This window comes from Azospira sp. MPR-E4, from assembly GCF_058809645.1.
Window position 1 is genome coordinate 1 of record NZ_JBXAST010000018.1, and the last position, 19675, is coordinate 19675.

General features: G+C 61.2%; 14 protein-coding genes and 4 tRNA genes. 1 reads left to right on the top strand and 17 read right to left on the bottom strand.

Going from position 1 to position 19675, the window contains the following annotated elements:
* From tuf (AC1RTA_RS07620) to AC1RTA_RS07700, 17 genes are all read right to left on the bottom strand, one after another.
* Window positions 1-923: elongation factor Tu (gene tuf / locus AC1RTA_RS07620; RefSeq protein ID WP_492784403.1), on the bottom strand; the 923-nt coding region annotated here is incomplete at its 3' end.
* A 30-nt stretch (window positions 924-953) separates the two neighbouring features.
* A complete protein-coding gene (gene fusA, locus AC1RTA_RS07625; protein ID WP_014235482.1) occupies window positions 954-3047 on the bottom strand; it encodes an elongation factor G in 2094 nt (697 codons plus the stop codon).
* 38 nt (window positions 3048-3085) lie between these two features.
* A complete protein-coding gene (gene rpsG, locus AC1RTA_RS07630) occupies window positions 3086-3556 on the bottom strand; it encodes a 30S ribosomal protein S7 (RefSeq protein WP_014235483.1) in 471 nt (156 codons plus the stop codon).
* A gap of 98 nt (window positions 3557-3654) precedes the next feature.
* Complete coding sequence (gene rpsL / locus AC1RTA_RS07635; RefSeq protein ID WP_014235484.1) at window positions 3655-4032, bottom strand: 30S ribosomal protein S12; 378 nt, start codon at window positions 4030-4032, stop codon at window positions 3655-3657.
* Window positions 4033-4206: 174 nt separating this feature from the next.
* The gene (rpoC, locus tag AC1RTA_RS07640; protein ID WP_014235485.1) at window positions 4207-8415 is read right to left on the bottom strand and encodes a DNA-directed RNA polymerase subunit beta'; all 4209 of its coding nucleotides are present in this window, start codon (window positions 8413-8415) and stop codon (window positions 4207-4209) included.
* Window positions 8416-8483: 68 nt separating this feature from the next.
* Window positions 8484-12767, bottom strand: a complete 4284-nt coding sequence (rpoB, locus tag AC1RTA_RS07645) for a DNA-directed RNA polymerase subunit beta (protein ID WP_492784404.1) — start codon at window positions 12765-12767, stop codon at window positions 8484-8486.
* Between the two features lie 255 nt (window positions 12768-13022).
* Window positions 13023-13397 carry a 50S ribosomal protein L7/L12 gene (gene rplL, locus AC1RTA_RS07650; RefSeq protein ID WP_014235487.1) on the bottom strand — a complete coding sequence of 125 codons (375 nt, stop codon included), beginning with the start codon at window positions 13395-13397 and terminating at the stop codon, window positions 13023-13025.
* Between the two features lie 49 nt (window positions 13398-13446).
* On the bottom strand, window positions 13447-13950 hold the full coding sequence (rplJ, locus tag AC1RTA_RS07655; protein ID WP_014235488.1) for a 50S ribosomal protein L10: 504 nt from the start codon (window positions 13948-13950) through the stop codon (window positions 13447-13449).
* Window positions 13951-14205: 255 nt separating this feature from the next.
* Window positions 14206-14901 (bottom strand): 50S ribosomal protein L1, encoded by a 696-nt coding sequence (gene rplA, locus AC1RTA_RS07660; protein WP_014235489.1) that lies wholly within the window; start codon window positions 14899-14901, stop codon window positions 14206-14208.
* A 1-nt stretch (window position 14902) separates the two neighbouring features.
* Complete coding sequence (gene rplK / locus AC1RTA_RS07665; RefSeq protein ID WP_014235490.1) at window positions 14903-15334, bottom strand: 50S ribosomal protein L11; 432 nt, start codon at window positions 15332-15334, stop codon at window positions 14903-14905.
* A 127-nt stretch (window positions 15335-15461) separates the two neighbouring features.
* Window positions 15462-15995, bottom strand: coding sequence for a transcription termination/antitermination protein NusG (gene nusG / locus AC1RTA_RS07670; RefSeq protein ID WP_014235491.1), 534 nt, complete (start codon window positions 15993-15995; stop codon window positions 15462-15464).
* Entirely contained in the window at window positions 15992-16345 is a 354-nt protein-coding gene (secE, locus tag AC1RTA_RS07675) for a preprotein translocase subunit SecE (protein ID WP_014235492.1), read from the bottom strand. The genes nusG and secE overlap by 4 nt, the downstream gene beginning before the upstream one ends.
* A 20-nt stretch (window positions 16346-16365) precedes the next feature.
* Window positions 16366-16441, bottom strand: a tRNA-Trp gene (locus tag AC1RTA_RS07680).
* A 61-nt stretch (window positions 16442-16502) separates the two neighbouring features.
* The gene (gene tuf / locus AC1RTA_RS07685; RefSeq protein ID WP_014235481.1) at window positions 16503-17693 is read right to left on the bottom strand and encodes an elongation factor Tu; all 1191 of its coding nucleotides are present in this window, start codon (window positions 17691-17693) and stop codon (window positions 16503-16505) included.
* Between the two features lie 49 nt (window positions 17694-17742).
* Window positions 17743-17817, bottom strand: a tRNA-Thr gene (locus tag AC1RTA_RS07690).
* A 26-nt stretch (window positions 17818-17843) separates the two neighbouring features.
* Window positions 17844-17917: transfer RNA gene (locus tag AC1RTA_RS07695), tRNA-Gly, on the bottom strand.
* A gap of 64 nt (window positions 17918-17981) precedes the next feature.
* Window positions 17982-18066, bottom strand: a tRNA-Tyr gene (locus AC1RTA_RS07700).
* 172 nt (window positions 18067-18238) lie between these two features.
* On the opposite strand from AC1RTA_RS07700, the gene AC1RTA_RS07705 reads away from it, so the two are divergent.
* The gene (locus AC1RTA_RS07705; protein WP_416243717.1) at window positions 18239-19636 is read left to right on the top strand and encodes an FAD-binding oxidoreductase; all 1398 of its coding nucleotides are present in this window, start codon (window positions 18239-18241) and stop codon (window positions 19634-19636) included.
* The last annotated feature ends 39 nt before the right edge of the window (window positions 19637-19675 follow it).

Here is a 19675-nt window from a genome sequence, read left to right on the forward strand (position 1 = left end):
GTGAAGTGGGTGTGGGGGGTGATGGAACCGGGCTTGGCCAGCACTTGGCCGCGCTCGACTTCTTCACGCTTGGTGCCGCGCAGCAGCACGCCCACGTTGTCACCAGCCTGACCTTGGTCCAGCAGCTTGCGGAACATTTCCACGCCGGTGCAGGTGGTCTTGGTGGTGGGCTTGATACCCACGATTTCGATTTCTTCGCCGACCTTGACGATGCCGCGCTCGACACGACCGGTCACCACGGTACCGCGGCCGGAGATGGAGAACACGTCTTCGATGGGCAGCAGGAAGGGCTTGTCCACAGCCCGCTCGGGGGTGGGGATGTAGCTGTCCAGAGCGTCGGCCAGGGCCAGGATGGCGGGTTCGCCGATGTCGGACTGGTCACCTTCCAGAGCCTTCAGGGCGGAGCCCTTGACGATGGGGATGTCGTCGCCGGGGAAGTCGTACTTGGAGAGCAGCTCGCGCACTTCCATTTCGACCAGTTCCAGCAGTTCGGCGTCGTCCACCATGTCGCACTTGTTCAGGAACACGATGATGTAGGGCACGCCCACCTGACGGGCCAGCAGGATGTGCTCGCGGGTCTGGGGCATGGGGCCGTCAGCGGCGGAACAGACCAGAATGGCGCCGTCCATCTGGGCGGCACCGGTAATCATGTTCTTCACGTAGTCGGCGTGACCCGGGCAATCCACGTGAGCGTAGTGACGGGTGGCGGTTTCGTACTCGACGTGAGCGGTGTTGATGGTGATACCGCGGGCCTTTTCTTCGGGCGCAGCGTCGATCTGGTCGTAAGCCTTGGCTTCGCCACCGAACTTCTTGGACAGAATGGTGGTGATAGCAGCAGTCAGCGTGGTCTTACCGTGGTCAACGTGACCGATGGTGCCCACATTAACGTGCGGCTTCGTACGTTCAAACTTTTCCTTGGCCATCTTTCAATTCCTCAATTCGCAAAAATTCGATTACTTCTTGTTAATCACGGCTTCGGCGACGTTCTTCGGCGCCTCGGAGTAGTGCTTGAACTCCATGGAGTAGGTCGCACGACCCTGGGTCAGGGAGCGCAGCTGGGTGGCGTAGCCGAACATCTCGGCCAGGGGCACTTCAGCCTTCACTTCCTTGATGCCGCCGGGCAGATCATCCATACCCTGGACGATGCCGCGACGACCGGACAGGTCGCCCATGACGTTACCCATGTAGTCTTCCGGGGTTTCAACGACAACGGCCATCATCGGCTCCAGCAGCGTGGGCTGGGCCTTGCGCATACCTTCCTTGAATGCCATGGAGGCAGCCATGCGGAATGCGTTTTCGTTGGAGTCCACGTCGTGGTAGGAACCGTCGAACAGGGTGAACTTGATGTCGACCACCGGGAAGCCGGCCAGCACACCGCTGGAGATGGCGTCTTGCAGACCCTTGTCCACCGCGGGAATGAATTCGCGAGGCACGGTGCCGCCCTTGATGGCGTCGACAAACTCGTAGCCCTTGCCGGCTTCGTTCGGCTCGATCTTGAGCCAGACGTGACCGTACTGACCACGACCGCCGGACTGCTTGACGAACTTGCCTTCCTGTTCGACAGCCTTCTTGATGCATTCGCGGTAGGCCACCTGGGGAGCACCCACGTTGGCTTCGACGCTGAATTCGCGCTTCATGCGGTCGACGATAATTTCCAGGTGCAGTTCGCCCATACCGGAAATGATGGTCTGACCGGATTCTTCGTCGGTACGCACGCGGAAGGACGGATCTTCGGCGGCCAGACGATTCAGGGCGATACCCATCTTCTCCTGGTCAGCCTTGGTCTTGGGCTCGACAGCCACGTGAATCACGGGATCCGGGAATTCCATGCGCTCGAGAATGATCGGAGCATCCGGATCGCACAGGGTTTCACCGGTGGTCACTTCCTTCAGGCCCACGCAGGCGGCGATGTCGCCGGCCAGAACTTCCTTGATTTCCTCGCGGTTGTTGGCGTGCATCTGCAGGATGCGGCCGATGCGTTCCTTACGACCCTTGATCGGGTTGTAAATGGTGGAGCCGGAGGTCAGGACACCGGAGTACACGCGCACGAAGGTCAGCTGGCCGACGTAGGGGTCGGTCATCAGCTTGAAAGCCAGAGCGGAGAACTTGGAGTCGTCGGAAGCAACGCGGCAATCCTTCTCGCCGTTTTCCTTTTCACCTTCAACGGGGGGAATATCCACCGGGGAGGGCAGCAGCTGAATAACAGCATCCAGCATGCGCTGCACGCCCTTGTTCTTGAAGGCGGTACCGCACAGCATGGGCTGGATTTCGCAGTTGATGGTGCGAGTACGCAGACCCAGCAGGATGTCGGCCTCAGGCAGATCACCCTCTTCCAGGTACTTGTTCATCAGCTCTTCAGATGCCTCGGCAGCAGCCTCGACCATCTGTTCGCGCCAGGTCTGGGCGGTCTCGACCAGATCAGCGGGAATGTCCTTGTACTCGAACTTCATACCCTGGGAGGCTTCGTCCCAGATGATGGCCTTCATCTTGATCAGATCGACCACGCCGGTGAAGGTATCTTCGGCACCGATCGGAATCACGATCGGCACGGGATTGCCCTTCAGGCGGACCTTCATCTGCTCGACGACCTTGAAGAAGTTGGCACCGGAGCGGTCCATCTTGTTCACGAAAGCCAGACGGGGCACCTTGTACTTGTTGGCCTGACGCCACACGGTCTCGGACTGGGGCTGAACGCCACCCACAGCACAGTAAACCATGCAGGCACCATCCAGCACACGCATGGAACGCTCCACCTCGATGGTGAAGTCCACGTGCCCCGGGGTGTCGATGATGTTGAAGCGGTGCTCGGGGAAGGAGTTGTCCATCCCCTTCCAGAAGCAAGTGGTAGCAGCGGAGGTAATGGTAATACCACGCTCCTGCTCCTGCTCCATCCAGTCCATGGTGGCAGCACCGTCGTGCACTTCACCGATTTTGTGGTTCACACCGGTGTAGTACAGGATGCGCTCGGTGGTAGTCGTCTTACCGGCGTCAATGTGAGCGCTAATACCGATATTGCGGTAGCGCTCGATGGGAGTTTTGCGAGCCACGTTAGTAACCTTCGCTGTAAACGTTTGTCAGGAGACGGTTAGAAACGGTAGTGGGCGAAGGCCTTGTTGGCTTCGGCCATACGATGCACTTCGTCACGCTTCTTCACGGCGCCGCCGCGGTTTTCGGCCGCTTCCAGCATTTCGGCAGCCAGACGCAGACCCATGGTCTTTTCGGAACGCTTGCGGGCGGCCTCGCGCAGCCAACGCATGGCCAGAGCCATACGGCGGGCGGGACGAACTTCCACGGGCACCTGGTAGTTGGCACCACCGACGCGACGGGACTTCACTTCCACCATGGGACGCACGTTGGCGATGGCGGAGGCAAACACTTCCAGAGGATCCTTGCCGGACTTGGAAGAAATCTGGTCGAAGGCACCGTAGACGATGCGCTCGGCCACGGACTTCTTGCCGCTTTGCATCACGGCATTCACAAACTTGGAGACATCCACGCTGCCGAACTTGGGATCGGGCAGGATGTCGCGTTTCGGTACTTCACGACGACGGGGCATAACAACCTCACTAGTTCACAATTCAGTTGCGACATTTCCGGAATAGAAATGACACATGGCCGCCCATGTGGGGGCGGCCACTTACTAAAACGACCTGATTAGGCCGCCTTCGGACGCTTGGCCCCGTACTTGGAACGGGACTGCTTACGATCCTTGACGCCCTGGGTATCCAGGGAGCCGCGCACGGTGTGGTAACGCACACCAGGCAAATCCTTCACACGACCACCGCGAATCAGGACCACGGAGTGCTCCTGCAGGTTGTGGCCTTCACCACCGATGTAGGAAATGACTTCGAAGCCATTGGTCAGACGAACCTTGCACACCTTACGCAGTGCGGAGTTCGGCTTCTTCGGAGTGGTGGTGTAAACACGGGTGCACACGCCACGCTTCTGGGGGCACTTTTCCAGAGCAGGAACCTTGCTCTTGGTAATTTCGGCCACCCGGGGCTTGCGCACGAGTTGGTTGATGGTCGGCATAACAAATCCTCATTTAGGCGGCTTTGCCGCCAAAACACTGAAACAGCGGGCTGACTGCCCGCCTCGCCTCAGCGATTTTTTTATCCAAACAAAGGCAATGATTAGCCTTTGCCGCGAAAAGACCCGAGATTTTATTGGGAAGCAACCCTCGAGTCAACGGTTGCTTCCCAAAGATCAGACGGCGTCGTTGCCGGCAGGCACTTCCTCGACAGCCACATCCTCCCCGCCCAGGACCCGGTCGAGGCCCTGGTCGTTGCCAGCAGCCTGCTGACGACGGGAATTGTGGTAGGCAAGACCGGTACCGGCAGGAATCAGGCGGCCGACGATGACGTTTTCCTTCAGGCCGCGCAGTTCATCGCGCTTGCCCATGATGGCCGCTTCCGTCAGCACGCGGGTGGTTTCCTGGAAGGAAGCCGCGGAGATGAAGGAGTCGGTGGACAAGGAGGCCTTGGTGATACCGAGCAGCATGTAATCGTAGCTGGCGGGCAGCTTGCCTTCGGCAACGACGCGATCGTTCTCGTCCAGCACATCGGCACGTTCGACCTGTTCGCTCTTGATGAAGCGGGTATCGCCCGGCTCGGTGATGGTGACCCGACGCAGCATCTGGCGCACGATAACTTCAATGTGCTTGTCGTTGATCTTCACGCCCTGCAGACGGTACACATCCTGCACTTCATCGGTGATGTAGCGGGCCAGGGCTTCGACACCCTTGAGCTTGAGGATTTCATGGGGATCGGGCTCGCCGTCCACAATGACCTCGCCCTTGTTCACCACCTGACCGTCGTGCACCATGACGTGCTTGTCCTTGAGGATCAGATACTCGTGGGCGACACCGTCCAGATCGGTGATGACCAGACGCTGCTTGCCCTTGGTGTCCTTGCCGAAGGAAACGGTACCGGTGTACTCGGCCAGCATGCCCACATCCTTGGGCGTACGGGCTTCGAACAGCTCTGCCACACGGGGCAGACCGCCGGTAATGTCGCGGGTCTTGGCGGATTCTTGGGGAATCTTCGCCAGCACGTCGCCGACACCCACCTGCTGGCCGTCGGCCACGGTGATGATGGAGCCCACCTGGAAGGTGATGGTCACGGCGTGTTCGGTGCCATGCATCTTCACTTCCTGGCCGTTCTCGTCCAGCAGCTTGACCTGGGGACGCAGGCCCTTGGCCTGGGCCTTGCCGCCGCGCTTGGGATCGATCACCACCAGGGTGGACAGGCCGGTCACATCGTCGATCTGCTTGGCGACGGTGGAGCCTTCTTCCACGTTTTCGAACTTGATGGTACCGGCGTACTCGGTAATCATCGGACGGGTATGGGGATCCCAGGTCGCCAGCACGGCACCGGCCTTCACCACCTGGCCGTCATCGGCGGTCAGGATGGCGCCGTAGGGCACCTTGTGACGTTCGCGCTCGCGGCCGTTGTCGTCGGTCACCAGCACTTCGCCGGAACGGGTGAAGACGATCTTCTCACCCTTGACGTTGGTCACATAGCGCATGGTGGCGGTGAAGCGCACCACACCGTTGGACTTGGTATCGACCCGGTCGGCCACGGCAGCACGGGAAGCCGCACCGCCGACGTGGAAGGTCCGCATGGTCAGCTGGGTACCCGGTTCGCCGATGGACTGGGCGGCGATGACGCCGACAGCCTCACCCACATTGACCAGGGAACCGCGGCCCAGATCGCGGCCGTAGCACTTGGCGCACAGACCGTAACGGGTGTCGCAGGTCAGGGGGGTACGGACCTTGACTTCATCGATGCCCAGCTTGTCGATCAGATCGCACAGATCCTCGTCCACCAGGGTACCGGCTTCGATAACGGTTTCTTCGCTTTCCGGATTCACCACGTCAGCCACGACCACGCGGCCCAGAATACGGTCGCGCAGCGGCTCGATCACCTCACCGCCCTCGATCAGGGCCTTCATGGTGACGCCGTTCTGGGTGCCGCAATCGTCCTCGGTCACCACCAGATCCTGGGTCACATCCACCAGACGGCGGGTCAGGTAGCCGGAGTTGGCGGTCTTCAGTGCCGTATCAGCCAGACCCTTCCGCGCACCGTGGGTGGAGATGAAGTACTGAAGCACGTTCAGGCCTTCACGGAAGTTGGTGGTAATCGGCGTTTCGATAATGGAGCCGTCCGGCTTGGCCATCAGGCCCCGCATACCGGCCAGCTGGCGAATCTGGGCCGCGGAACCCCGGGCGCCGGAGTCGGCCATCATGTAGATGGAGTTGAAGGACTCCTGCTTCACGGTCTTGCCGTGACGGTCCACCACCTCTTCATGACCCAGCTGCTCCATCATGACCTTGGCCACCTGATCGCCGGTACGGCCCCAGATATCCACGACCTTGTTGTAGCGCTCACCGAAGGTCACCAGACCATTGGTGTATTGGGTTTCGATTTCCTTAACTTCCTTCTCGGCCTCGGCGATGATGGTGTGCTTTTCGGTCGGCACACGCATGTCGTCGGAGCAGAAGGAGATGCCGGCACGGGTAGCAAGAGCGTAGCCGTTCTGCATCAGCTTGTCGGCGAACACCACCGTTTCCTTCAGGCCGCAACGGCGGAAGGAGGTGTTGATCAGCTTGGAGATTTCCTTCTTCTTCAGGGCCTTGTCGATGACGCTGAAAGGCAGGCCCTTGGGCAGGATCTCGGAAAGGATGGCACGGCCGCAGGTGGTGTTGTAGCGGGTGATCTTCTCCACCCACTCGCCGCTTTCGCCGCGCACGTATTCCTTCAGACGCACGGAAACCTTGGCGTGCAGGTCGGCCAGGCCGGAATTCACGGCCCGCAGCACTTCGCTGACGTCAGCGAAGTTCATGCCTTCGCCCTTGGCGTTGATGCGGTCGCGGGTGGCGTAGTACAGACCCAGCACGATATCCTGGGACGGCACGATGATCGGTTCGCCGTTGGCCGGGGAGAGCACGTTGTTGGAGGCCAGCATCAGGGTGCGGGCTTCCATCTGGGCTTCCAGGGACAGGGGCACGTGGACAGCCATCTGGTCGCCGTCAAAGTCGGCGTTGAAGGCGGCACACACCAGGGGATGCAGCTGGATGGCCTTGCCTTCGATCAGGGTCGGCTCGAAAGCCTGGATACCCAGACGGTGCAGGGTCGGCGCACGGTTCAGCATGACCGGATGTTCGCGGATGACGTCTTCCAGGATGTCCCACACCACGGGCTCCTGGGATTCGACCATCTTCTTGGCCTGCTTGATGGTGGTTGCCAGGCCCATCAGTTCCAGCTTGTGGAAGATGAAGGGCTTGAACAGCTCCAGGGCCATCAGCTTGGGCAGACCGCACTGGTGCAGCTTGAGCTGGGGACCCACCACGATCACGGAACGACCGGAGTAGTCCACCCGCTTGCCCAGCAGGTTCTGACGGAAGCGGCCGCCCTTGCCCTTGATCATGTCGGCCAGGGACTTCAGGGGGCGCTTGTTGGCGCCGGTCATGGCCTTGCCGCGGCGACCGTTGTCCAGCAGGGAGTCCACGGACTCCTGCAGCATGCGCTTTTCGTTGCGCACGATGATTTCCGGCGCCTTCAGCTCCAGCAGGCGCTTCAGACGGTTGTTCCGGTTAATGACGCGACGGTAGAGGTCGTTCAGGTCGGAAGTGGCGAAACGACCGCCGTCCAGGGGTACCAGCGGGCGCAGGTCCGGGGGCAGCACGGGCAGCACTTCCAGGATCATCCAGTCGGGCTTGATGCCGGACTTCTGGAAGCCTTCGAGGATCTTCAGACGCTTGGCGATCTTCTTGTTCTTGGCTTCGGAACCGGTGGTTTCCAGTTCGCTGCGCAGACGCTCGACTTCGTGATCCAGGTCCAGGGTACGCAGCAGTTCGCGCACGGCCTCGGCACCCATCAGGGCGATGAAGTCGTCACCGTACTCTTCCACCTTGGCCAGGTAGTCGTCTTCGGTCAGCAGCTGGCCCCGGTTGAGGGAGGTCATGCCGGGCTCGATCACCACGTAGGCTTCGAAGTAGAGGACCCGCTCGATGTCGCGCAGGGTCATGTCCAGCACCATGCCAAGACGGCTGGGCAAGGACTTGAGGAACCAGATGTGGGCGGTCGGGCTGGCCAGCTCGATGTGGCCCATACGCTCGCGGCGCACCTTGGCCAGGGTTACTTCGACGCCGCACTTCTCGCAGATGACGCCACGATGCTTGAGGCGCTTGTACTTGCCGCACAGGCACTCGTAGTCCTTGATCGGGCCAAAGATCTTGGCGCAGAACAGGCCGTCACGCTCCGGCTTGAAGGTGCGGTAGTTGATGGTTTCCGGCTTTTTAACTTCGCCGTAGGACCAGGACCGGATCTTGTCCGGCGACGCGAGACTGATGGTGATCGCGTCGAATTCTTCTTCCTGGGTTACCTGCTTAAACAGATCGAGCAGTGCTTTCATTGTTCACTCCAACCGGGGTGTGAATCCAAAAATTCCGTGTATCGGGCCAATTTGCTGCGTGGGGCGGTTCAGTACCGTTCCAGGTCGATGTCGATCGCCAGGGAGCGGATTTCCTTCACCAGCACGTTGAAGGATTCCGGCATGCCGGCATCGATCTTGTGCTCGCCCTTGACGATGTTTTCGTAAACCTTGGTACGACCATTCACATCGTCCGACTTCACGGTCAGCATTTCCTGCAGCACGTAGGAGGCGCCGTAGGCTTCCAGGGCCCACACTTCCATTTCACCGAAGCGCTGGCCACCGAACTGGGCCTTACCGCCCAGGGGCTGCTGGGTCACCAGGCTGTACGGGCCGGTGGAACGGGCGTGCATCTTGTCGTCCACCAGGTGGTGCAGCTTCAGGTAATGCATGTAGCCCACCGTCACCTGACGCTCGAAGGCGTCGCCGGTACGGCCGTCGTGCAGGGTGATCTGGCCGGATTCGGGCATGCCCGCGAGACGCAGCATGGCCTTGATTTCGGCTTCGTCGGCACCGTCGAACACCGGGGTGGCGAAAGGCACGCCGGTGGTCAGGTTGCCGGCCAGTTCCATGATTTCCTGGTCGTTCAGCTCGTTCAGGTTTTCCTTCTTGCCTTCGGAGTTGTAGATCTCTTCCAGGAACTTGCGCACTTCGGCAGCCTTGGCGCCGGCCTGCAGCATGTCGCCGATCTTGTAGCCCAGGCCCTTGGCGGCCCAGCCCAGGTGCACTTCCAGAATCTGGCCCACGTTCATCCGGGACGGCACACCCAGGGGGTTCAGCACGATATCCACGGGACGGCCGTCGGCCATGTAGGGCATGTCTTCCACGGGCACGATGCGGGAAACCACACCCTTGTTACCGTGGCGGCCGGCCATCTTGTCGCCGGGCTGCAGGCGGCGCTTCACGGCCACGTAGACCTTGACCATCTTCTGCACGCCCGGGGGCAGTTCGTCGCCCTGGGTCAGCTTCTTGCGCTTCTCTTCGAAGGCAATGTCGAAGTCCTTGCGGGTCTGCTCCAGGGATTCCTTCAGCTGTTCCAGTTGCTGGGCGACCTCCTCGTCGGCCATGCGCACGTCGAACCAGTTGTGGGGATCGATGCCGTCCAGGTAATCCTGGGTCACGACAGTGCCCTTGGCCAGCTTCTTCGGACCGCCGTTGGCCGGCTTGCCGGTGATCAGGCGGCCGACACGAGCGAAGGTATCACGCTCCACAATGCGCATCTGGTCGGCCAGATCCTGCTTGTAGCCGCGCAGATGGTCGTCGATGATGGACTGGGCGCGCTTGTCGCGTTCGATACCTTCGCGGGTGAACACCTGCACGTCGATGACGGTGCCGGCGATACCGGACGGCACGCGCAGGGAGGTGTCCTTAACGTCGGAGGCCTTCTCGCCGAAGATGGCGCGCAGCAGCTTTTCTTCCGGCGTCAGCTGGGTCTCGCCCTTGGGGGTAACCTTACCCACCAGCACGTCGCCGGCTTCCACTTCGGCGCCGATGTAAACCACACCGGATTCGTCCAGACGGGAGAGCTGCACTTCGCCCAGGGAGGCGATGTCGCGGGTGATTTCCTCGGGTCCGAGCTTGGTGTCGCGGGCCACCACGGTCAGTTCTTCGATGTGGATGGAGGTGTAGCGGTCTTCCGCCACCACGCGCTCGGAGATCAGGATCGAGTCTTCGAAGTTGTAGCCGTTCCAGGGCATGAAGGCGATCAGCATGTTCTGACCGAGGGCAAGTTCGCCCTTGTCGGTAGAAGCGCCGTCGGCCACCACGTCACCCTTGGCGATGATGTCGCCCATCTTCACCAGCGGACGCTGGTTGATGTTGGTGTTCTGGTTGGAACGGGTGTACTTGGTCAGGTTGTAGATGTCCACGCCGACTTCGCCCGGCACGGTTTCATCGTCATGCACACGGACCACGACGCGGGAAGCATCCACGTAATCCACCACGCCGCCACGCAGGGCCTGCACGGCAGTGCCGGAGTCCACGGCCACGGTGCGTTCGATGCCGGTACCGACCAGGGGCTTCTCCGGACGCAGGCAGGGCACGGCCTGACGCTGCATGTTGGCGCCCATCAGGGCCCGGTTCGCATCGTCGTGCTCGAGGAAGGGGATCAGGGAAGCAGCGACGGAAACGATCTGGCCCGGGGCCACGTCCATGTACTGGACGCGGGACGGTTCGGCCAGGATGGTTTCACCCTTTTCGCGGCAGGTCACCAGCTCGTCCACCAGGGTACCGTCGGCACCGAGGGCGGCGTTGGCCTGGGCCACCACGTAAGCGCCTTCTTCAATGGCGGAGAGGTATTCGATCTGGTCGGTCACCTTGCCGTCCACCACCTTGCGGTAGGGGGTTTCCAGGAAACCGTAGGAGTTTGTGCGGGCGAACAGGGCCAGGGAGTTGATCAGGCCGATGTTCGGACCTTCCGGGGTTTCGATCGGGCAGACGCGGCCGTAGTGGGTCGGATGCACGTCGCGCACTTCGAAGCCGGCGCGTTCGCGGGTCAGACCGCCAGGGCCCAGAGCGGAAACGCGCCGCTTGTGGGTGATCTCGGACAGGGGGTTGGTCTGGTCCATGAACTGGGACAGCTGGCTGGAGCCGAAGAATTCCTTGATGGCGGCGCTGATCGGCTTGGCGTTAATCAGGTCGTGGGGCATCAGGTTGTCAGACTCGGCCTGGGACAGGCGCTCCTTGACGGCGCGCTCGACGCGCACCAGACCGGCGCGGAACTGGTTCTCAGCCAGTTCGCCGACGGAACGCACGCGGCGGTTGCCCAGGTGATCGATGTCGTCGATTTCGCCGCGACCGTTGCGCAGTTCCACCAGCAGCTTGATGGATTCGACGATGTCGCGGGGCGACAGGGTCAGCTGCTCGCGCACTTCGACGTTGGCGCCCAGGGCCTTCAGTTGGGCGGCCAGGGTGTGGGCGGCTTCTTCGGTCAGGTTTTCGGCAGCGGCACGGGAACCATACTGCAGCTCGTTCAGGATTTCCTGGACGGTGCCCTGATTGGCGCCGGTGAACTCGGCGATGGCCTTGGCCAGCGCTTCGGTCTTGTGCGGAGCGTTCTTGATGGTGACCTTGTACTCGACCACATCGGGACGGCCGATGCGGCGGTTGAACTTCATGCGGCCCACGCCGGACAGATCGTAGCGATCGTCGGAGTAGAAGAGACCGTTGAAGAGGATCTCCACAGCTTCTTCGGTGGGCGGCTCGCCGGGACGCATCATGCGGTAGATGGCGACGCGGGCGGCCTGCTTGGTGGCAGTATCGTCAGCACGCAGGGTGTTGGAGATGAAGGCGCCACGGTCCAGATCGTTGGTGTACAGGGTCTGGAATTCCGCCACGCCGGCTTCCCGCAGCTTGGCCAGCAGGGACTCGGTGATTTCATCGTTGGCATTGGCGATGACTTCGCCGCTGTCCTTGTCGATGATGTTGTGGCCGATGACGCGGCCGACCAGGAAGTCGTCGGGCACGGCGATGTGCTTGATGCCGGCAGCGTCCAGATCGCGGATGTGCTTGGCGGTGATGCGCTTGTCCTTCGGCACGATGACCTTGCCGGCCTTGTCGCAGAAATCGAAGCGGGCGGTTTCGCCGCGCAGACGCTCGGGCACCAGGGTGAAGTCGGCGCCGTTCTTCAGCAGCTTGAAGTCGTCGAATTCGAAGAAGCCGGCCAGGATCTGCTCGTTGGTCAGGCCGATGGCCTTGAGCAGGGTGGTGACGGGCATCTTGCGGCGACGGTCAACGCGGAAGAAGAGGATGTCCTTCGGGTCGAATTCGAAGTCCAGCCAGGAACCGCGGTAGGGAATCACGCGGGCGGAGAACAGCAGCTTGCCGGAAGAATGGGTCTTGCCGCGGTCGTGCTCGAAGAACACGCCGGGGGAACGGTGCAGCTGGGAGACGATGACCCGCTCGGTACCGTTGATGACGAAAGAACCGGTGGTGGTCATGAGCGGAATCTCGCCCATGTACACTTCCTGCTCCTTCACTTCCTTCACGGTATCCGGAGCTTCCCGGTCCATGATCACCAGACGCACCTTGGCGCGCAGGGCGGAGGCGAAGGTCAGGCCCCGTTGCTGACATTCCTTGACGTCGAAGGCGGGCTCGGCCAGCTGGTAGCTGACGAACTCCAGCCGGGCATTGCCGGAATGGGAAACGATGGGGAAGATGGAGCCGAAAGCGGCCTGAAGCCCTTGATTGCGACGCTTGGCGGTGGGCAGTTCCGCCTGCAGGAAGGCCGTATAGGATTCCAGCTGGGTGGCCAGCAAGAACGGCACGTCGAGCACGCTTGCACGCTTGGCAAAACTCTTGCGGATGCGTTTTTTCTCGGTGTAGGAGTAGGTCATGGTCGCTCCGAGCTCAGAAAGCAAAATTCCTCAAAAGAGGTTGGATCCGCCGATGTTCCCGGCGGCTGCAACGGATAAACGCAAGCTTCATCTTTTCTGCCTGTCCGGCGCCGGCGCCGGGAGATGATGCTTGCGTTTATACGTTGCGCAGTACTGGGTGATGCTGTTGGAACCGTTGAAACGCCTGGGCGTTTCAGAAAAGCACAAATGGGCTGGCGGCAAAAATGCCGCCAGCCCATGGCAAGCGAGTCGAATTTACTTGACTTCGACCTTGGCGCCAGCTTCTTCCAGCTGCTTCTTCAGGGCTTCAGCGTCAGCCTTGGAGATGCCTTCCTTCACAGCCTTGGGAGCGCCGTCGACGACGTCCTTGGCTTCCTTCAGGCCCAGGCCGGTAGCAGCGCGGACGACCTTGATGACTTCAACCTTCTTGTCGCCGGCAGCAGCCAGGACCACGGTGAACTCGGTCTGCTCTTCAGCAGCAGCGCCACCGGCGGCAGCGCCGGGAGCGGCCACGGCCATAGCGGCAGCGGAAACGCCAAACTTCTCTTCGAAAGCCTTAACCAGGTCGTTCAGGTCCATAACGGTCATGGAACCGACGGCTTCCAGGATGTCTTCTTTGGTAATAGCCATTTAGATAACTCCTAATTCAAATCGGATATGCAAGTGTTCGACAGGCCGATCAGGCAGCAGCGCCTTCGGCTTCGCGCTTCTTGGCGAGAGCGCCCATAGCCACGGCAAAGCCGGACACGGGAGCCTTCATCACGCCCAGCAGCTTGGCCAGCAGCTCGTCGCGGCTCGGGATGGAAGCCAGGGCTTGCACGCCAGCCTTGTCCATCACCTTACCGGCATAAGAGCCAGCCTTCAGCACCAGCTTGTCGTTGGTCTTGGCAAAGTCGTTGAGGACCTTGGCAGCGGCAACAGGGTCAGCGGAAACGCTGTAAATCAGCGGACCGACCATGTGCTCAGCCAGGCCGGCGAAGGCGGTGTCAGCCACCGCACGACGCACCAGGGTGTTCTTCAGCACACGCAGGTAAACACCAGATTCGCGGGCCTTTTTCCGCAGCACGGTGAGATCGCCCACCTCGATACCGCGGTACTCAGCCACGACGATGGTCTGGGCGTTGGCTACCTGTGCCGACACCTCTGCCACGACGGCTTTCTTGTCATTAAGATTGAGACCCATAGGTCTTTCCTCCTTTCAAGTCTAAACACGGCGGCTCGGAAGCCGAATCCGCCGCACCCACGGCGACCTGAATCAGGGAATCATGCCGGAAACCGGCCAAAATCCTGTTTCGGGAACACCGTCTGCGCAGGCCCCTCGCGGAACTTAAGCTACCGGAAAGAGAACTTCCCGGCGGCACCTGCGGTCTTTGACGATCCGCGGCCCCACCCCGGAGGGAGAGGCCACGGCCCAAAGTTCTTCTTGCTGCGAAATACCTTAGGCGACCAGGGTAGCCTGGTCCACGCGCACGCCGGGGCCCATGGTGCTGGACACGGCGACCTTGCGCAGGTACTGGCCCTTGGAGGAAGCGGGCTTGGCCTTGTTCAGGGCATCGATCAGGGCCTTCAGGTTCTCTTCCAGCTTTTCAACCGGGAAGGACGCACGGCCGATGGTGGCGTGGATGATGCCGCCCTTGTCGGTACGGTACTGAACCTGACCGGCCTTGGCGTTCTTCACGGCGGTAGCCACATCCATGGTCACGGTGCCGACCTTGGGGTTCGGCATCAGGCCGCGGGGACCCAGGATCTGGCCCAGGGCGCCGACGACACGCATGGCGTCGGGAGTGGCGATGACCACGTCGAAATTCAGGTTGCCGCCCTTGACCTGTTCGGCCAGGTCGTCGAAACCAACCACGTCGGCGCCGGCAGCCTTGGCAGCCTCGGCCTTGTCGCCCTGGGCGAACACGGCGACGCGAACGCTCTTGCCGGTACCAGCGGGCAGCACCACGGAGCCACGAACCAGCTGGTCGGACTTGCGAGCGTCGATACCCAGGTTCACGGCCACGTCGATGGATTCATCGAACTTGGCGGTGGCGGTTTCCTTGGCCAGGGTCAGGGCTTGGGCAACGGCATAAGCCTTGTTGCGGTCGATCTTGCCCTGCAGGGCCTTTTGCTTCTTGGTCAGCTTTGCCATGTTACAGACCCTCCACCGTGATGCCCATGGACCGGGCGGAGCCGGCGATGGTGCGAACAGCTGCTTCCAGGTCGGCAGCGGTCAGATCAGGAGACTTGGCCTTGGCAATGTCCTCGCACTGGGCGCGGGTGATCTTGCCAACCTTGTCGGTATGGGGCTTAGCGGAGCCCTTTTGAATGCCGGCGGCCTTCTTGATCAGAATGGTGGCCGGAGGAGTCTTCATCACGAAGGTGAAGGACTTATCCGCGAAAGCGGTGATCACCACGGGGATGGGCAGACCGGGTTCCACACCTTGGGTCTGGGCGTTGAAGGCCTTGCAGAACTCCATGATGTTGAGGCCGCGTTGGCCCAGGGCGGGGCCGATGGGGGGCGACGGATTCGCCTTGCCGGCCGGCACTTGCAGCTTGATAAAGCCGATGATTTTCTTTGCCATGATGGCTCCTAACTGGATGAGTATTAGCGCGGGTTGGGCAGCTGACGCCGCCTACTGACGCTCCTCTTGCTCGGAATTGGCGGGTTCCGGCCCCCGTCCTGCTGAATTCTTGGCGAAGCGAAACGACTCAGGACTTCTCGACCTGGCCGAACTCCAGCTCCACCGGCGTGGCGCGACCGAAGATGGTCACGGAGACACGCAGCTTGCTCTTCTCGTAATTGACGTCCTCGACGGAGCCATGGAAGTCGGTGAACGGACCTTCCTTGACCCGCACCACTTCGCCGATCTCGAACAGCGTCTTGGGACGGGGCTTCTCCACCCCTTCCTGCATCTGCTGCATGATCTTGTCCACTTCCTTCTCGGAAATGGGGGTGGGCTTGGTGGCGGTGCCGCCGACGAAACCGGTGACCTTGGAAGTGTTCTTCACCAGGTGCCAGGTGTCGTCGTTCATTTCCATTTCCACCAGCACGTAGCCGGGGAAGAACTTGCGTTCGGAAATGCTCTTTTGGCCGCCCTTCATTTCCACGACTTCTTCGACGGGAACGAGGATGCGACCAAACATGTCTTCCATGCCAGCGCGCTGGATGCGATCCACCAGGGCACGCTGCACGCTCTTCTCAAAACCGGAATAGGCGTGAACTACATACCAGCGTTTGCTCATGATTTTTTCCAACCCAGGACCACATCATAGAGGAGCCATTCCAGACTCTTGTCCGTCAGCCAGAGAAAGATGGCCATGACGACCATGAAGACGAATACCACGCCGGTCGTCTGCAACGTTTCCTTGCGGCTCGGCCAGACAACCTTTTTGGATTCGGCAACAGCCTCCCGGCCGAAAATGAAAAAGCGCATTCCGGGCTCGGTTTTCCAGGCCACGGCAGCAGCCGCAACCAGACCAACCAGAACCACCAGAACGCGCAGGATCATTGCCTGCTCGGAGAGGACATAAAAGCCGGCCACGCCAGCGGCAAGCAACAGAAGCGCCAGCGCAAACTTGATCTTGTCGGCCATGTATCTCGCGTCTTATTGGATGGCAGGGGCGGAGGGTCTCGAACCCCCAACCTTCGGTTTTGGAGACCGACGCTCTGCCAATTGAGCTACGCCCCTGCAGCAGAGACTACAAAAGCGCCCCGAGGGTCGGGACGCTTTTACTTAAACCGAGTAAAAATTACTCGATGATCTTGGCAACCACACCGGCGCCGACGGTACGGCCGCCTTCGCGGATAGCGAAGCGCAGACCTTCTTCCATGGCGATCGGGGCGATCAGCTTCACGGTCATCTGAATGTTGTCACCAGGCATGACCATTTCCACGCCTTCGGGCAGGGAGATGGCGCCGGTCACGTCAGTGGTCCGGAAGTAGAACTGGGGACGGTAGTTGTTGAAGAACGGGGTGTGACGACCACCTTCGTCCTTGGACAGAACATACACTTCGCCAGTGAAGTGGGTGTGGGGGGTGATGGAACCGGGCTTGGCCAGCACTTGGCCGCGCTCGACTTCTTCACGCTTGGTGCCACGCAGCAGCACGCCCACGTTGTCACCAGCCTGACCCTGGTCCAGCAGCTTGCGGAACATTTCCACGCCGGTGCAGGTGGTCTTGGTGGTGGGCTTGATACCCACGATTTCGATTTCTTCGCCGACCTTGACGATGCCGCGCTCGACACGACCGGTCACCACGGTGCCGCGGCCGGAGATGGAGAACACGTCTTCGATGGGCAGCAGGAAGGGCTTGTCCACAGCCCGCTCGGGGGTGGGGATGTAGCTGTCCAGAGCGTCGGCCAGGGCCAGGATGGCGGGTTCGCCGATGTCGGACTGGTCACCTTCCAGAGCCTTCAGGGCGGAGCCCTTGACGATGGGAATGTCGTCGCCGGGGAAGTCGTACTTGGAGAGCAGCTCGCGCACTTCCATTTCGACCAGTTCCAGCAGTTCGGCGTCGTCCACCATGTCGCACTTGTTCAGGAACACGATGATGTAGGGCACGCCCACCTGACGGGCCAGCAGGATGTGCTCGCGGGTCTGGGGCATGGGGCCGTCAGCGGCGGAACAGACCAGAATGGCGCCGTCCATCTGGGCAGCACCGGTAATCATGTTCTTCACGTAGTCGGCGTGACCCGGGCAATCCACGTGAGCGTAGTGACGGGTGGCGGTTTCGTATTCGACGTGGGCGGTGTTGATGGTGATACCGCGGGCCTTTTCTTCAGGCGCAGCGTCGATCTGGTCGTAAGCCTTGGCTTCGCCACCGAACTTCTTGGACAGAATGGTGGTGATAGCAGCAGTCAGCGTGGTCTTACCGTGGTCAACGTGACCGATGGTGCCCACATTAACGTGCGGCTTCGTACGTTCAAACTTTTCCTTGGCCATTGCGGTACCTCGAATTTAGAAAATGTAAAAAAAACTTCGGGGCAATCAGTGGTGCCCATGGGCAGGATTGAACTGCCGACCTCTCCCTTACCAAGGGAGTGCTCTGCCACTGAGCTACATGGGCATCCGCTTTCAACCAACCGTGCGGAGTGGAGCGGGTGAAGGGAATCGAACCCTCGTCTTAAGCTTGGAAGGCTTCAGCTCTACCATTGAGCTACACCCGCGTTCGATTTTTCACCCACGACGCCCAAACTTCAGAACCGGACATCGCTAACCGCAACAAAAACTTGGTGGAGGAGGAAGGATTCGAACCTTCGAAGGCAGAGCCGTCAGATTTACAGTCTGATCCCTTTGACCGCTCGGGAACTCCTCCAAAACGAAGCCGCGAATTATGGCTATGCCGGTTGCCCGTGTCAAGCCCTGCATCGCGAAGCGAGGGCGCATTATAGCAAAAGATTCCCATACGTCCAGCCCGATTTGTACGAATTCGCTTCCCGCCCCTCTGGGCCTAGAATGCCGCCTTTGCTCAAGCCCCCACATTACCTATGACCACAGCCTCCGTGCCCCTGCCCGCCGCCCTCGTTGAAGCCCTGCGCCAGCAGTTCGGCACCCGTTACTCCCAGGGCGAATCCGTGCGCCTGCAGCATGGCCGCGATGAATCCAAGCACGAGCCCATGCTGCCCGACGGCGTGGTGTTCGCCGAAAGCACCGAGGAAGTGGCAGCCGTCGTCCGCCTCTGCCGCGAATATCGCGTACCCGTCATTCCCTACGGGGTCGGCAGTTCCGTCGAAGGCCACGTGCTGGCGGTGCACGGCGGCATCAGCATCGACCTGTCCGGCATGAACCGGGTGCTGTCCATCCATGCCGAGGACCTGGACGTCACCGTCCAAGCCGGCGTCACCCGCAAGCAGCTGAACGACGAACTCAAGGGCACCGGCCTGTTCTTCCCCATCGACCCGGGCGCCGACGCCACCCTGGGCGGCATGGCCGCCACCCGGGCCTCCGGCACCAATGCCGTGCGCTACGGCACCATGCGGGAAAACGTGCTGAGTCTGACCGTGGTCACCCCCGAGGGCAAAATCGTCCGCACCGGCAGCCGGGCCCGCAAGTCCTCCGCCGGCTACGACCTGACCCGCCTTTTCGTCGGCTCCGAGGGCACCCTGGGCATCATCACCGAGCTGACGGTGAAGCTGTACCCCATTCCGGAAGCTATGTCCGCCGCCGTTTGCGCCTTTCCCTCGGTGGATGCCGCCGTGGACACGGTGATCCAGACCATCCAGCTGGGCGTGCCGGTGGCCCGGGTGGAACTGCTGGACGCCCTCACCCTGCAGGCCATCAACCGCTATTCCAAGACCACCCTGCCGGAAGCACCGACCCTGTTCTTCGAATTCCACGGCAGCGACAGCAGCGTCCAGGAGCAGGCCGAACTGACCCAGGAGATCGCCCAGGGCAACGGCGGCCAGGACTTCCAGTGGGCCACCCGTCAGGAGGACCGCAGCCGCCTGTGGCAGGCCCGCCACGACGCCTATTTCGCCTGCCTGCAGCTCAAGCCCGGTGCCCGCTGCTTCCCCACCGACGTCTGCGTCCCCATCTCCCGTCTGGCCGAATGCATCCACGCCACCAATGAGGACATCGCCCAGGTTTCCCTGCCCATCGCCCTCTTCGGCCACGTGGGCGACGGTAACTTCCATCTGGTGGTGCTGGTGGATACGGACAACCCCAAGGAAATGGCCGAGGGCGAATGGATCAGCCAGCGCGTAGTGGAACGGGCCATCGCCATGGAAGGCACCTGCACCGGCGAACACGGCATCGGCCTGGGCAAGCAGCACTACCTGCTGCAGGAGCACGGGGAAGACGGTGTGGCCCTGATGCGCACCCTGAAGACTGCCCTGGACCCCCTCAACCTGATGAACCCGGGCAAGATTCTGCCGCCCCAGGCCTGAGGCTCCACCTCCCCCACCAAGGGCGCTGCGGCGCCCTTT